The organism is Streptomyces sp. NPDC090119, from assembly GCF_044747085.1.
Lineage (GTDB): Bacteria > Actinomycetota > Actinomycetes > Streptomycetales > Streptomycetaceae > Streptomyces.
In genome coordinates, this window is the sequence record NZ_JBIVDK010000001.1 from 686569 (window position 1) to 699774 (window position 13206).

Consider the following 13206-nt stretch of genomic DNA (forward strand, 5'->3'; position numbering starts at 1 on the left):
TCCATGACCTCCACCGTTCTGAAGGAACCGGTGCGCGAGGACACCCCCGGTGCGGCGCGCGGCCCGCGCCGCACCGGGCGGTCCCGCCGCACCGCGCTCCCGTACCTGCTTCTGCTGCCCGCGCTGGTCTTCGAACTCCTCGTGCATCTGGTCCCGATGGTCATCGGCACCCTGATGAGCTTCCGGGCCATCACCCGCTTCACCCTGCGCGACTGGAGCAACGCCCCCTGGAACGGGCTGCGCAACTACCGCGTGGCCGTGGACTTCGACGCCCCGGCCGGTGAGGCGCTGCTGCGCTCGTTCGCCGTCACCGTCGGCTTCACCCTGCTCTCCGTCGCCCTGTGCTGGGCGCTCGGCACCGCCGCCGCCGTCTTCATGCAGGACACCTTCCGGGGCCGCGGCATCCTGCGCGCCCTGTTCCTGGTGCCGTACGCGCTGCCCGTCTACGCGGCCGTCATCACCTGGGTGTTCATGTTCCAGCACGACAACGGCCTGGTGAACCACGTCCTGCACGACCAGCTCCACCTCACCGACAAGCCGTCCTTCTGGCTCATCGGCGACAACAGCTTCTACGCCCTGCTCACCGTCTCGGTGTGGAAGGGCTGGCCGTTCGCCTTCCTCATCGTGATGGCCGGCCTGCAGAACATCCCGCGCGAACTCTACGAAGCCGCCGCCCTGGACGGCGCCGGGCTGTGGCAGCAGATCCGCCGCATCACCCTGCCGTCGCTGCGCCCGGTCAACCAGGTACTGGTCCTGGTGCTGTTCCTCTGGACGTTCAACGACTTCAACACGCCCTACGTCCTGTTCGGCCGGGCGGCACCCGAGGCGGCCGACCTCATCTCCGTGCACATCTACCAAACCACCTTCCTCACCTGGGACTTCGGCACCGGCTCCGCCATGTCCGTCCTGCTGCTGCTCTTCCTGCTGGCCGTGACCGGCGGATACCTGCTGTTCACCTCACGCGGAAGGAGGGCCGCAAATGGCTGACTCGTCGCCCATGGCGCCCCCGCGTTCGTTCCTCTGGTCCCGCCGGATCTTCCTCACCCTGCTCACCGGCTTCGTGCTGCTGCCCGTCTACGTGATGGTCTCCAGCTCGCTCAAGCCGCTCGCCGACGTCACCGACAAGTTCCGCTGGATTCCCAGCCAGTTGACGATCCGGCCGTACATCGACATCTGGTCCACCGTGCCGCTCGCCCGGTACTTCGTGAACTCGCTGATCGTCGCTGGCTCGGCCACGATCTGCTCGGTCGTCATCGCCGTCTTCGCGGCCTACGCGGTCAGCCGGTACGACTTCCGGGGCAAGCGCGTCTTCACCGTCACCGTGCTGTCCACGCAGATGTTCCCCGGCATCCTCTTCCTGCTCCCGCTGTTCCTGATCTACATCAACATCGGCAACGCCACCGGGATCGCCCTGTTCGGCTCGCGCGGCGGACTGATCCTCACGTACCTGACCTTCTCGCTGCCGTTCTCCATCTGGATGCTGATCGGGTACTTCGACTCGGTGCCGCGCGACCTCGACGAGGCGGCCCTCGTCGACGGCTGCGGCCCGCTCGGCGCCCTCTTCCGGGTCGTCGTACCCGCGGCCGTCCCCGGCATCGTCGCGGTCGCCGTCTACGCCTTCATGACCGCGTGGGGAGAAGTGCTCTTCGCGTCCGTGATGACCAACGACACCACCCGCACCCTCGCCGTCGGACTCCAGGGCTACTCCACCCTCTACGACGTCTACTGGAACCAGATCATGGCCGCCTCGCTCGTCGTCAGCGTCCCTGTGGTCGCCGGGTTCCTGCTGCTCCAGCGCTATCTCGTCACCGGACTGACGGCGGGCGCCGTCAAGTGACCGACTCCCCGCACCTCGAAGGGACTTCCATGTCCGAGCCCATCGACCTCGCCGCCCTCCCGGACAACTTCCGCTGGGGCACGGCTACTTCGGCGTACCAGATCGAGGGCGCCGTCGCCGAGGACGGCCGCTCACCGTCGATCTGGGACACCTTCTCGCACACCCCCGGCAAGATCGACGGCGACGACAACGGCGACACCGCCTGCGACCACTACCACCGCTGGCGCGACGACCTGAACCTGATGCGCCAACTCGGCATCGACACCTACCGGTTGTCGGTCGCCTGGCCGCGCGTGATGCCCGGCGGCGACGGCCCGGTCAACGCCAAGGGGCTGGCCTTCTACGACGAGTTGACCGACGCCCTGCTGGAGGCGGGCATCACCCCCTCCGTCACCCTCTACCACTGGGACCTGCCACAGGTGCTCCAGGACCGGGGCGGCTGGCCGGAACGGGACACCGCCGAGCACTTCGCCGCGTACGCCTCGGCCGTCGCCGAACGCCTCGGCGACCGCGTGAACCACTGGGCCACCCTCAACGAGCCGCTCTGCTCGGCCTGGATCGGCCACCTCGAAGGCAAGATGGCCCCCGGCTGGACCGACCTCACCGCGGCCGTCCGCGCCTCCTACCACCTGCTCCTCGGCCACGGCCTCGCCACCCAGGCGATCCGTGCCGCCGCGCCCGACGCCGAGATCGGCATCGTCACCAACCTCTCCACCGTGCACGCCGCCACGGACAGCCCCGAGGACATGGCCGCCGCGCACCGCCAGGACGGCCACGTCAACCGCTGGTGGCTCGACCCGGTGCACGGCCGCGGCTTCCCCGCCGACATGGTCGAGGTGTACGGCGTGGAACTCCCGCAGAAACCGGGCGACTTGGAGACCATCGCCACCCCGCTCGACTGGCTGGGCCTGAACTACTACATGCCGGCCCATGTCGCCGACGACCCCAAGGGCCCGGCTCCGTACGCCCGTTCCGTGCGCCGCGAGGGCGTACCGCGTACCGGCATGGACTGGGAGATCGACGCGAGCGGCATCGAGACCCTGCTGCTGCGCCTCACCGAGGAGTACGGCGCCCGCAAGATCTACGTCACCGAAAACGGCTCGTCCTTCCCCGACCTGGTCGGTCCGGACGGCACCGTCGACGACCCCGAGCGCCGGGCCTACCTCGAGAGCCACCTCGCCGCCTGCGCCTCCGCCGCCCGCAAGGGCGCCCCGCTCGCGGGCTACTTCGCCTGGTCCCTGATGGACAACTTCGAGTGGGCGTACGGCTACGACAAGCGCTTCGGCCTCTTCCACGTCGACTACGCGACCCAGGCCCGCACGATCAAGGCCAGCGGACGCCGGTACGCGGAGATCATCGACACCCACCGCAAGCTCGGGCGCCGCGCGGCCTGAGCCCCCCGGGGCAGGCGCGCTCACCCCGCGCCCGCCCCCCACCTTCCATGTGACACGCACCAGGCACCGAACTGTCCAGGCCCCCGCACAGCCGACAGATCCTCCCGAGGAGAGCCGCATGCCGTCACGCACCCCCCGCACCCTGCTCACCGCACTCGCCGCCGTCGCCCTGCTCACCGGGACCACGGCCCTGACCGCCCCCGCCACCGCCGCACCGGCCGCCGCGGCCGCCACCTGGGACACCGACCGCGCCGCCACCGCCTACGCCGCCAACCCCGCCGCCGTCACCGCCTCCGGCAGCGAGAACGCCGGGACGGCCGCCGCGCTCGCCTTCGACGGCAACGGCAGCACCCGCTGGTCCAGCGACTTCGCCGACAACGCCTGGATTCGGATCGACCTGGGCAGCACCATCCGTGTCGACCGCGTGGTCCTCGACTGGGAGGCCGCGTACGGCAAGAGATACGTGCTGGAGGTCTCCCGCAACGGCACCGACTGGACGCCGTTCTACACCGAGACCGCGGGCACCGGCGGCTCCGTCACCGCGCACACCTACCCGCAGGAGGTGACCGGCCGCTACGTCCGGATGCGCGGCCTCGAACGCGCCACCCCCTACGGCTACTCGCTCTACTCCTTCAAGGTCTACGGCGGCGAACCCGCGCCCGCCTCCACCACCCGCACCAACCTCGCGCTCAACCACCCCGCCTACTCCAACCTCTACCAACACGCGGGCAACTCACCGGCGTTCGTCACCGACGGCGGCTGGCCCGCCAACCTCAAGGGCGACAGCACCCGTTGGTCCAGCGACTGGAACGCCGACCGCTGGGTGTCCGTCGACCTCGGCGCGACCTCCACGATCTCCTCCGTCGACCTCTACTGGGAGTCGGCCTACGCCGTCGACTACCAGCTCCAGGTCTCCGACGACAACCGCGCCTGGCGCACCGTGTACCAGCCGTCCGCCGCCGAGGTATCCGCCCGCCGCGCCAACGTCCAGGCCCCCGGCGACGCGGCCGGACTGCACGACACGGTCACCCTCCCGACCCCGGCCACCGGCCGCTACGTCCGCATGCTCGGCAAGGAGCGCCGCTCCTTCTACAACCCGGCGCCCTACACCGGGCAATTCGGCTACTCCCTCTACGAGTTCCAGGTCTGGGGCACCGGCGGCAGCGCCTCCGCCGCCTACCCGGCGCTGCCCGGCGAGCAGTCCGGCAGCTACCGGACCACGTTCTTCGACGACTTCACCGGTACGGCCCTCGACCGCGCCAAGTGGCGCGTGGTGCGCACCGGTTCCGAGATGGGCTCGGTCAACGGCGAGTCCCAGGCGTATGTCGACTCCGCCGACAACATCCGTACCGAGAACGGCGAGTTGATCCTCCGCGCCAAGTACTGCAAGGGCTGCACCAAGGCGGGCGGCGGCACGTACGACTTCACCTCCGGCCGGATCGACACCAACACCAAGTTCGACTTCAGCTACGGCAAGGTCAGCGCCCGGATGAAGCTGCCGGTCGGCGACGGCTTCTGGCCCGCCTTCTGGCTGCTGGGCAGCAACGTGGACGACCCGGCCGTCTCCTGGCCCGCGTCCGGCGAGACCGACATCATGGAGAACATCGGCTACGGCGACTGGACCAGCTCCGCGCTGCACGGCCCCGGCTACTCGGCGGACGGCAACATCGGCGCCCGCCAGACCTACCCGAACGGTGGCCGCGCCGACCAGTGGCACACCTACACCGTGGAGTGGACACCGACCGCGATGCGGTTCTACGTCGACGACCGTCTCGTCCAGGAGACCACCCGCGACAAGCTGGAATCGACGCGCGGGCAATGGGTGTTCGACCACAACCAGTACGTCATCCTGAACCTGGCCCTGGGCGGCGCCTACCCGGCCGGGTGGAACCAGGTCACCTCGCCGTACTGGGGGCTGCCGCAGTCCAGCGTGGACCGGATCGCCGGTGGGGGAGTGCAGGCGGAGGTGGACTGGGTGCGGGTCGAACAGAAGCGGTAGCGGTAGCCGCCCGGCACGCGGCGGATACCCTTGCGGCGCAGGCCAGTTCGGTGACTGCCGTGGTTCTCGCGCCGGAGGAGTGTCCGTGCAGATCGACACCAGCAAGCCCCATCCTGCCCGCGTCTACGACTGGCTGCTGGGCGGGAAGGACAACTACCCGGTCGACCAGCGGATAGGGGAGACGCTGCCCGAACAGTCGCGGCGCAGCGCGGCCCGCAACCGGGAGTTCATGCACCGCGCCTCCGCATGGCTGGCGGCGCGGGGCATCGACCAGTTCCTCGACATCGGCACCGGCATCCCCACCGAGCCGAACCTGCACCAGATCGTCCAGGCGATCCGCCCGGAGTCCCGCGTGGTCTACGTCGACAACGACCCGATCGTGCTGCGGCACGCGGAGGCGCTGCTGGTCAGCACCCCGGAGGGCGCGACCGACTACATCCACGCCGACGTACGCCACCCGGAAGCGATCCTCGCCCACGCCCGCGAGCGCCTGGACTTCGACCGCCCCGTCGCCCTCTCCCTCATCGCCCTCATGCACTTCCTCCCCGACACCGAGAACCCCTACGCCCTCACCCGCACCCTCCTGTCCGCCCTCCCCTCCGGCAGCTACCTGGTCCTCTCCCACGGCACGGCCGACCAGCACCCCGACCTCCGCCAACAGGTCGAGGACGCCTACAAGAAGGGCACCATCCCCCTCCGCATGCGGACCCTCGCCGAGGTGGAGCCCTTCTTCGAGGGCCTCGACCTGGTCGCCCCCGGCCTGGTGTTCGCCACGGAGTGGTACCAGGAGGAGCCTGCGCCGACGCAGGAGCGGAGCGGGTTCTATGTGGGGGTGGCCCAGGTTCCCTAGGCTCAGCGGACGGCCAGCTCCAGCACCGGTGTCTGCACGGCAGCCGTTTCCTGCGCCGGCACCTCCGCCGCGACCCCCGTAGCCCGCCCATGCCGCCACAACCACACCACATCCCGCCCGAAGGACCACCCCAGGGACCCCAGCGCCAGCAGGACCACGGTGAGTTCCGCCGGGTGGGGGAGCAGGGACGAGCCGGCTATGAGGAGGGCTATGCCCTGGACGGCGGCGACGGTCTTGCGGGCGAAGGACGGGGGGAGGGGGGCGTTCAGCCAGGGGGCGAAGTAGGCCGCCGCGACGAACAGGTAGCGCATCCCGCCTATCAGGAGGACCCAGGGGCCCAGCCGGGTGGCGACGTACACGCTGAGCACGAGTATCAGGAACGCGTCCACTTCCATGTCGAAGCGGGCGCCGAGTGCGCTGGAGGTGCCGGTGCGGCGGGCCACCTTGCCGTCGACGCCGTCCAGGAGGAGGGCGACGGCCGTCAGGCCGACCAGGAGGGTGACCGGCGGGGCGCTCTCGAAGGAGTCCGCGACCAGCGCGGTGACCCCGCCGACCAGGGTGGCCCGGCCGAGGGTGACCCGGTTCGCCGGGCCGAAGGAGCGCAGCGCGGAGCGGTGCAGGGCGCGCGAGAGCACCGCCCAGGTGGCGAACGCGAAGGCGAGCCCCGACAGCCAGCCGGCCACCCCCAAGCCGATGGCCGTGCCGAGCAGGGCGAGCAGCAGGATCTGTACGGCCGCTCCCACGGCCGTCTCCTGCTGGAGCCTCGCGTCATACGTGTTGTTCAGGGCCACCGCGCATCCTCCGGCCGAGTGACAGAGTCGATCAAGGCCGCGTACTGTGCGCGGCCTGTGCCCTTCTCGGTACGTGAGCAAGTTCCCGATCGTTCAGGAGGATGCCGATGAACCCTGCCGCCCGCGCGTTCTGGCTCAGCTCACCCGGCCACGGCGAGCTGCGCGACGTCACCCTCCCGGAGCCCGCCGAGGACGAGGTCCTGGTGCGCGCCCTGTACTCCGGGGTCAGCCGCGGCACCGAGACCCTGGTGTTCCGCGGCGGTGTTCCCACGAGCCAACACGACGTGATGCGGGCGCCGTTCCAGGAGGGCGACTTCCCGGCCCCGGTGAAGTACGGCTATCTGAGCGTCGGCGTCGTCGAGCGGGGGCCCGATGAGCTGATCGGCCGTACGGTCTTCTGCCTCCACCCGCACCAGAGCCGTTACGTCGTTCCGGTGAGCGCCGTGACCGTCGTACCCGAACAGGTGCCCGCCGCGCGGGCCGTGCTCGCCGGGACCGTGGAGACCGCCGTGAACGCCCTGTGGGACGCGGCCCCGCAGCTCGGGGACCGGATCAGCGTGGTCGGCGGCGGCATGATCGGCTGCTCGGTCGCGGCCCTGCTCGCCCGCTTCCCCGGCATCCGGCTCCAGCTGGTCGACGCCGACCCGGCCCGCGCCGAGACCGCCAAGGCCCTCGGCGTCGACTTCGCCACCCCCGACGAGGCCACCGGCGAGCGCGACCTCGTCATCCACGCCAGCGCCACCGAACCGGGCCTGACCCGCGCCCTGGAACTCCTCGCCCCCGAGGGCACCGTCGTCGAGCTGAGCTGGTACGGCGACCGGCGCGTCACCCTGCCGCTCGGCGAGGCGTTCCACTCCCGTCGGCTCACCCTGCGCGGCAGCCAGGTCGGCACCGTCTCCCCGGCCGCCCGCCCCGGCCGGGGTTACGCCGAACGGATGACGCTCGCCCTGGAGCTGCTCGCCGACCCGGCACTGGACGCGCTCATCACCGGGGAGAGCGGCTTCGGCGAACTCCCGGAGCTGATGCCCCGCCTGACGAGTGGGGAGATCCCCGCCCTGTGTCACCGCATCCGGTACCCCGACCCGGCCTGACCTGAGAAAAGAGTGAGACAGGGCTGAACACGGGGAAGTCAGGAGCCGTACTAGTCGGCAACCCCCGGACGGGAACCTCCGGGGGATCAGACGCGCCGCACCTGGAGGGTCGTCCGTTGTTCAGCATCACCGTCCGCGATCACATCATGATCGCCCACAGCTTCCGCGGCGACGTGTTCGGACCCGCGCAGCGCCTGCACGGCGCCACGTTCCTGGTGGACGCCACCTTCCGCCGTGAGCAGCTGGACGAGGACAACATCGTGGTCGACATCGGCCTGGCCACGCGGGAACTCGGCGCCATCACCGCCGAGCTGAACTATCGCAACCTGGACGAGAACCCCGAGTTCGCCGGGATCAACACCTCCACCGAGTTCCTGGCCAAGGTCATCGCCGACCGCCTCGCCGAGCGCATCGCCAAGGGCGCCCTCGGCGAGGGCGCGAAGGGCCTGGCCGCGCTCTCGGTGACCCTGCACGAGTCCCACATCGCCTGGGCGAGTTACGAGCGTGACCTGTGACCGACCTGACCGTGGACCGGGCCCGCCTCGCCTACGTGCCCGCACAGCCCCTCGCCACCACCGAGAACCTCGGGATCATCCCCATGTCGCTGCGCACCGTGCACTTCGTCATGCCGGGCGGCGTCGACGACCCGGCCGCGCCCAGCGGCGGCAACGCCTACGACCGCCGGGTCTGCCTGGACCTCCCCGGCTTCGGCTGGCAGGTCGTCCGGCACGCCGCCCACGGCACCTGGCCGGACCCCGACGCCGACGCCCGCGAGTCGCTCGCCCGTACCCTCGCCCAGCTGCCCGACGACACCGTGGTCCTGCTGGACGGCCTGGTCGCCTGCGGGGTCCCCGACATCGTCGTCCCCGAGGCCCAGCGGCTCCGGATCGCCGTCCTCGTCCATCTGCCGCTCGGCGACGAGACCGGGCTCGACCCGGCCGTGGCCGCCGACCTCGACGCCCGCGAGCGCGCCGTGCTGCGCGCGGTGCCCGCCACCATCGCCACCAGCGACTGGGCCGTACGCCGCCTGGTCTCCCACCACGGCCTCGCCCCCGACCACGTCCACCTCGCCGCCCCCGGCGCCGACATCGCGCCCCTCGCACCCGGCACCGACGGCATCTCCCACCTGGTGTGCGTCGCCGCCGTCACCCCGCGCAAGGGCCAGCACCGCCTGGTCGAGGCCCTCGCCGCCGTACGGGACCTGCCCTGGACCTGCTCGCTGGTCGGCGGCCTCGGCACCGACCCCGAGTACGTGACCACGCTGCGCGCCCAGATCGAGCGGTACGGCCTCGCCGACCGGCTGCGGCTGACCGGCCCCCGCACCGGCGCCGACCTCGACGCCAGCTACGCCGCCGCCGACCTCCTGGTGCTCACCTCCTACGCCGAGACCTACGGCATGGCCGTCACCGAGGCCCTCGCCCGCGGTATCCCGGTCATCGCCAGCGACGTGGGCGGACTGCCCGAGGCGGTCGGCCGCGCCCCCGACGGCGGCGTGCCCGGCATCCTCGTCCCCCCGGAGGACCCCGCCGCCATCGCCGCCGAACTGCGCGGCTGGTTCGGCGAGCCCGATGTGCGCCGCCGCCTCAAGGCCGCCGCGCGCGGCCGCCGCAGCGCGCTCGGCGGCTGGGCCGCCACCGCCCGCAGCCTCGCCGGGGTCATCGGCAGGCTCCCCGCCGCCCCCAGGAGGGCCGCATGACCGACCCGACGACGCTGACCCAGCCGGGCGACACCGACACCGCCGCACACGAGGAGCACCGGGTGAACGACGCCACCGAGCACTCCGGCACCGACGTCATCGCGGGTGCCGGACCCGTCGGCCGCCCCGGCGAGCGGGCCACCGTACGGCTGCGGGAGGGAGAGCCCGACGAGGCGCCCCGGTACGCGCCCGAGTGGCTCCAGTTGCGCGAACCGGCCGACGCGGACGCGCGGGCCCTCGGCCTGCTGACGCCGCTGGGCAAGCGGCTGGCCGAACTCCCGCCCCGAGAAGGCGGGTTGGTGATCCACGACCTGGGCTGCGGCACCGGCTCGATGGGTCGCTGGCTCGCGGCCCGGCTGGACGGCGCCCAGCACTGGGTGCTGCACGACCGCGACCCCTACCTGCTGCACTTCGCGGCGGTCGCCTCCCCGCGTACCGCCGCCGACGGCAGCCGGGTCACCGTGGAGACCCGGCGCGGCGACGTCGCCCGGCTCACCCCGGACGCGCTGTCCGGCGCCTCGCTGGTGACGGCGTCCGCGTTGCTGGACGTGCTCACCCGCGCCGAGATCGAGACGCTGGCCGCCGCCTGCGCGGGCGCGGGCAGCCCCGCCCTGCTCACCCTGTCCGTCGCCGGGCGCGTGGAGTTCGCGTCCCCCGACCCGCTGGACGCCGACCTCGCCGAGGCGTTCAACGCCCATCAGCGCCGGGACGGACTGCTCGGCCCGGACGCGGTCACGGCGGCGGGCGAGGCGTTCGACGGACACGGCGCGACCGTACGGGTCAGCCCCAGTCCGTGGCGGCTCGGCCCGGAGCACGCCGCGCTGACCGCGCAGTGGCTGCGCGGCTGGGTCGGCGCGGCCGTCGAGGAGCGGCCCGCGCTGCGGACGCGCGCCGAGGGCTATCTGCGCGACCGGCTGGCCGCGTGCGAGGCGGGCGAGCTGGAGGTCGTGGTGCACCACAGCGACCTGCTGGCCCTGCCCCGGCCGGTGGAGGCGTGATGAACGGGCGGACGGGCGAGGCGGTCGCGGAGGTCCGCGACACCGGCGTTCCGGAGCCTGCCCCTCCGCCCGGCTCCCCCGAGGGAAACGTCACTGCGCGCCACCGACTCCGTACCCACGTCGGCACGGTCGTCGGGGTCGCCATCCTCGGCGTGCTGCTGTGGCGGCTCGGCACCGGGCCGCTGGTGGACGGGCTGCGCCGGATCGACACGGCGACCGTGCTGGCGGCCCTCGGGATCGGCGTGGTCACGACCGTGTTCAGCGCCTGGCGCTGGCAGTTGACGGCGCGCGGGCTCGGCATCCGGCTGCCGCTGGGGCCCGCCGTCGCCGACTACTACCGGGCGCTGTTCCTCAACGCGGCGCTGCCCGGCGGTGTCCTCGGGGACGTGCACCGGGCGGTGCGGCACGGACAGAGCGCCGGGGACATCCGGCGCGCCGTCAAGGCGGTCGTGCTGGAGCGGGTCGCCGGGCAGCTCGCCCTCGCCGTCTGCGGCGCGGCCCTGCTGCTGACCCTGCCGTCCCCGGTCCGCGACGACCTGCGCACCTTCGTGGTGCCGGTGGCGCTCGCCGGGGCGGGCGCGCTCGCGGTCGTCCTCGCCGTCCGGATGAACCGGGCGCCCGGCCGGCGTCCCGGCTCGCTGCCGGGGAGCGGGCTGCTGCGGGAGGCACGGCAGGGTCTGCTGTCGCGGGAGAGCGGGCCGGGTGTCGCGCTGTCCTCGGCGGTCGTCCTCGCCGGACACCTCGGCATGTTCGTCGTCGCGGCCCGGGTCGCCGGGAGCGGGGCGTCGGTGGCGGTGCTGCTGCCGCTCGCCGTGCTCGCCCTGGTCGCCATGGGGCTGCCGCTCAACGTGGGCGGATTCGGCCCCCGCGAGGGCGTCACCGCCTGGGCGTTCGCCGCCGCCGGACTCGGCGCGAGCAGCGGCGTCGCCGTCGCCGTGGTGTACGGCGTGCTCAGCTTCGTCGCCGCGCTGCCCGGTGCCGTCGTCCTGGTCGCCCGCTGGGCCGCCGCCCTGCGCGACTACCCGCGCGGGGTGCCCGGTTCCCCGGCCGAGGTCAGCAGCCGGAAGTACGGCTCGAAGTTCTCCACCAGGCCCGCCAGCAGGCCCTTCCCCTTCTCCGCCGAGGCCAGGGACGGGCGGCCGATGACGCCCGACTCGGTGTAGGCGGACATTCCGGTGGTGAGCAGATGGCGACGGTCGTCGGCGGTGAAGTCGGCCGACTCATGGCCAGGGCGGAGGAACTCGGGATGAGCGTGCAGCAGGATGGACGCCTCGATCTCCCCGGCGTGCATGTCGGTGAGCAGCGAGGTGACCACACCCGCCCGCTGCCGGGCCTCCTCCCAGTCCTCGGCCGCCGGGTACAGCGCCATCGACTCGCCCCGCGCGGACGCCTCCTGGACGACGTTGCCCAGTACGTAGTTGCCGCCGTGCCCGTTGACCACGACGAGCGACTCCACGCCCGAGCGGCGCAGCGAGTCGGCGATGTCACGCACCACCGCGTGCAGGGTGACGGAGGAGATACTGACGGTTCCCGGCCAGGCCGCGTGTTCGTGCGAGCACGAGAGGGTGACCGGGGGCAGGAGGTGTACCGGATACGCGGCGGCGATCTCGCGGGCCACGGCACAGGCCACCAGCGTGTCGGTCGCCAACGGAAGGTAAGGACCGTGCTGTTCGAAGCTCCCCACCGGAAGGACGGCGACCTGACGTGACACACCCGCCCCCCGCGCCCGTACGTCCTCGGTGGTGTCAGCGGGCATCACCCCGTAGGCCGCCGGTCGCGCGCCCGAACCACTCATGTTCCCACGGCCTTTCGTCTCTGCTTAGGAATCAGATCATGACAGAAAACATCGGCGCCTTCGGCGGGAAGAACCCGCGCCGTTCGGGCACGGAACGCGTCGTGAACACCCCGCTGCCCACGGTGTACGGGGAATTCCAGGCGATCGGCTACCTGGACCACGACCGCGGTGACGAACAAGTCGCCCTGGTGCACGGTGACATCGGCACCGAGAGCGTGCTGGTACGGCTGCACTCGGAGTGCCTGACCGGGGACGCGTTCGGCTCCCAGCACTGCGAGTGCGGTGAGCAGCTGGCGGCCGCGATGCGCGCGGTGGTCGCCGAAGGCAGCGGTGTCGTCCTGTACTTGAGGGGTCACGAGGGCCGGGGCATCGGTCTGCTGGCCAAGCTGCGGGCGATGGCGCTCCAGGCGGAGGGTCTCGACACGGTCGAGGCCAACCTCGCGCTCGGTCTGCCGGTGGACGCCCGTGACTACCGGGTGGCGGCGGAGATGCTGCACGACCTGAAGGTGCGCTCGGTGCGCCTGATGTCCAACAACCCGCGCAAGCGTGAGGCGTTGACGCAGCACGGCATCGAGGTCGCCGAGCAGGTGCCGCTGCTGATCGAGCCGAGCGAGAACAACATCACGTATCTGCGCACCAAGCGGGAGCGCCTCGACCACCACCTGCCCCACCTGGACGCGGTGGCCCACGGCTCCTGAGCCCCACCTTCCCCCATGCGAGAAGTCCGGCCGGATTCCCCGGCCGGACTTCTCGTT

General features: G+C 72.0%; 12 protein-coding genes and 1 pseudogene. 11 read left to right on the top strand and 2 right to left on the bottom strand.

From position 1 onward, the window contains the following. Positions 1-3 precede the first annotated feature (3 nt). The 5 genes from ACIPPM_RS03035 (at position 4) to ACIPPM_RS03055 (ending at position 6080) form a co-directional block, all read left to right on the top strand. The gene (locus tag ACIPPM_RS03035; RefSeq protein ID WP_401442277.1) at positions 4-987 is read left to right on the top strand and encodes a carbohydrate ABC transporter permease; all 984 of its coding nucleotides are present in this window, start codon (positions 4-6) and stop codon (positions 985-987) included. A gap of 10 nt (positions 988-997) precedes the next feature. Next, a complete protein-coding gene (locus ACIPPM_RS03040) occupies positions 998-1837 on the top strand; it encodes a carbohydrate ABC transporter permease (RefSeq protein ID WP_350901917.1) in 840 nt (279 codons plus the stop codon). Between the two features lie 29 nt (positions 1838-1866). Continuing rightward, on the top strand, positions 1867-3231 hold the full coding sequence (locus tag ACIPPM_RS03045; protein ID WP_401442279.1) for a GH1 family beta-glucosidase: 1365 nt from the start codon (positions 1867-1869) through the stop codon (positions 3229-3231). 118 nt (positions 3232-3349) lie between these two features. Further along, positions 3350-5230, top strand: a complete 1881-nt coding sequence (locus ACIPPM_RS03050; protein WP_401442281.1) for a discoidin domain-containing protein — start codon at positions 3350-3352, stop codon at positions 5228-5230. An 85-nt stretch (positions 5231-5315) separates the two neighbouring features. Next, positions 5316-6080, top strand: coding sequence for an SAM-dependent methyltransferase (locus tag ACIPPM_RS03055; RefSeq protein ID WP_401442283.1), 765 nt, complete (start codon positions 5316-5318; stop codon positions 6078-6080). A 2-nt stretch (positions 6081-6082) separates the two neighbouring features. Here ACIPPM_RS03055 and ACIPPM_RS03060 read toward each other — a convergent pair whose 3' ends face one another. Then, positions 6083-6871: a CDP-alcohol phosphatidyltransferase family protein gene (locus tag ACIPPM_RS03060; RefSeq protein WP_401442284.1), complete on the bottom strand. Its 789-nt coding sequence runs from the start codon at positions 6869-6871 to the stop codon at positions 6083-6085. A gap of 107 nt (positions 6872-6978) precedes the next feature. Here ACIPPM_RS03060 and ACIPPM_RS03065 point away from each other — a divergent pair, with 107 nt between their 5' ends. From ACIPPM_RS03065 to ACIPPM_RS03085, 5 genes and pseudogenes are all read left to right on the top strand, one after another. Continuing rightward, positions 6979-7962: a dehydrogenase gene (locus ACIPPM_RS03065; RefSeq protein ID WP_401442285.1), complete on the top strand. Its 984-nt coding sequence runs from the start codon at positions 6979-6981 to the stop codon at positions 7960-7962. A gap of 116 nt (positions 7963-8078) precedes the next feature. Further along, the gene (locus tag ACIPPM_RS03070) at positions 8079-8477 is read left to right on the top strand and encodes a 6-pyruvoyl tetrahydropterin synthase family protein (protein ID WP_389001984.1); all 399 of its coding nucleotides are present in this window, start codon (positions 8079-8081) and stop codon (positions 8475-8477) included. Beyond that, positions 8474-9658 carry a glycosyltransferase family 4 protein gene (locus ACIPPM_RS03075; RefSeq protein WP_401442287.1) on the top strand — a complete coding sequence of 395 codons (1185 nt, stop codon included), beginning with the start codon at positions 8474-8476 and terminating at the stop codon, positions 9656-9658. Before ACIPPM_RS03070 ends, ACIPPM_RS03075 begins: the two co-directional genes overlap by 4 nt. Continuing rightward, positions 9655-10656, top strand: a complete 1002-nt coding sequence (locus ACIPPM_RS03080) for a class I SAM-dependent methyltransferase (RefSeq protein ID WP_401442288.1) — start codon at positions 9655-9657, stop codon at positions 10654-10656. Before ACIPPM_RS03075 ends, ACIPPM_RS03080 begins: the two co-directional genes overlap by 4 nt. After that, a pseudogene (locus ACIPPM_RS03085) lies at positions 10656-11621 on the top strand (lysylphosphatidylglycerol synthase transmembrane domain-containing protein); the annotation flags it as partial. The gene ACIPPM_RS03080 and the pseudogene ACIPPM_RS03085, both read left to right, overlap by 1 nt. Positions 11622-11674: 53 nt before the next feature. Here ACIPPM_RS03085 and ACIPPM_RS03090 read toward each other — a convergent pair. Continuing rightward, positions 11675-12451 carry a creatininase family protein gene (locus ACIPPM_RS03090; RefSeq protein ID WP_401442289.1) on the bottom strand — a complete coding sequence of 259 codons (777 nt, stop codon included), beginning with the start codon at positions 12449-12451 and terminating at the stop codon, positions 11675-11677. A gap of 38 nt (positions 12452-12489) precedes the next feature. Between ACIPPM_RS03090 and ribA the strand changes: the two genes are divergently transcribed. Further along, positions 12490-13149, top strand: coding sequence for a GTP cyclohydrolase II (gene ribA / locus ACIPPM_RS03095; RefSeq protein WP_401442290.1), 660 nt, complete (start codon positions 12490-12492; stop codon positions 13147-13149). Positions 13150-13206 lie beyond the last annotated feature (57 nt).

What these genes read in the sequence shown, in the direction of transcription:
- ACIPPM_RS03045 (WP_401442279.1), top strand. Translation starts at nt 1,867, where the DNA reads ATGTCCGAGCCCATCGACCTCGCCGCCCTCCCGGACAACTTCCGCTGG.
- ACIPPM_RS03035 (WP_401442277.1), top strand. Translation starts at nt 4, where the DNA reads ATGACCTCCACCGTTCTGAAGGAACCGGTGCGCGAGGACACCCCCGGT.
- ribA (WP_401442290.1), top strand. Translation starts at nt 12,490, where the DNA reads ATGACAGAAAACATCGGCGCCTTCGGCGGGAAGAACCCGCGCCGTTCG.
- ACIPPM_RS03080 (WP_401442288.1), top strand. Translation starts at nt 9,655, where the DNA reads ATGACCGACCCGACGACGCTGACCCAGCCGGGCGACACCGACACCGCC.
- ACIPPM_RS03050 (WP_401442281.1), top strand. Translation starts at nt 3,350, where the DNA reads ATGCCGTCACGCACCCCCCGCACCCTGCTCACCGCACTCGCCGCCGTC.
- ACIPPM_RS03040 (WP_350901917.1), top strand. Translation starts at nt 998, where the DNA reads ATGGCGCCCCCGCGTTCGTTCCTCTGGTCCCGCCGGATCTTCCTCACC.
- ACIPPM_RS03065 (WP_401442285.1), top strand. Translation starts at nt 6,979, where the DNA reads ATGAACCCTGCCGCCCGCGCGTTCTGGCTCAGCTCACCCGGCCACGGC.
- ACIPPM_RS03090 (WP_401442289.1), bottom strand. Translation starts at nt 12,451, where the DNA reads ATGAGTGGTTCGGGCGCGCGACCGGCGGCCTACGGGGTGATGCCCGCT.